The organism is Halorubrum sp. Atlit-26R, from assembly GCF_003666015.1.
In the GTDB taxonomy this organism is placed as follows: Archaea; Halobacteriota; Halobacteria; order Halobacteriales; family Haloferacaceae; genus Halorubrum.
The window spans coordinates 1-808 of the sequence record NZ_QPLT01000175.1; the positions used below are offsets into that span (position 1 = coordinate 1).

The 808-nt window shown below is 68.2% G+C and carries 1 protein-coding gene; it reads left to right on the plus strand.

Annotation, left to right across the window (positions count from 1 at the left end):
- Window positions 1-231 precede the first annotated feature (231 nt).
- A partial coding sequence (locus tag DVK07_RS19995; protein WP_121598553.1) for a DUF1616 domain-containing protein occupies window positions 232-808 on the plus strand: 577 nt, incomplete at its 3' end.

Here is an 808-nt window from a genome sequence, read left to right on the forward strand (position 1 = left end):
AGACTACGAAGAAGAGCTCGAGCTCCAGCGACTCGAGCAGCGTCAGGACCACCGTCGCCCCGAGCATCCACGCGACGACGCCGTAGACGAACCGCCGCCGTCTCCCGATAGCCATTACGCCATGGTTTGTGTAAATGGATATCAATGCTGTGGTGCGTTCGGCGCCGGCGTCCGAGCGTCGGCGTTCCGGCGATCGAGTCGCTTTTGTCTGTCGTCTTGTTTGAGTGACGTATGGCGGATCGCCGGGAGTTCTGGCTGGCCGTCCCTCGTCCAGTCCGCCGACTTCCCGCCGATCTCGCGGCGACGGTGCTTCTCACGCTCCTCACGCTCGCCACCGTGTTCGTCCCGGTGATCAACGAGACGCCGCTCCGAGTGCTCTTCGGGCTCGGATTCGTGCTGTTTCTGCCCGGCTACGCGTTTATCGCCGCGCTGTTTCCGGAGGCTGGCTCGTCACCCGACTCGACCGACCCAGGCGGAGACGACGAGCCTCCGGCCGAACCGAACGAGAGACCGGCGCCCGTGCCGGGGACCGACGCGGCCGCCGCCGAATCCGAGAGCGATCCGAGCGCGGCCGCCTCCGGATCGGCCCCGGCCGACCGCTCGGGTATCGACGGGATCGAGCGCGTCGCGCTCTCGTTCGGCCTCTCAATCGCGGTCGTCCCGCTCATCGGCCTCGTCTTGAATTTCACGCCGTGGGGGATCCGCTTGGTGCCGGTGGTGACCGCAGTCGCCGGGTTCACCCTCGGCTGCGTCGCCGTCGCCGCGCGGCGCCGATGGGCGCTTCCGCCCGACGAGCGGTTCGCGGTCC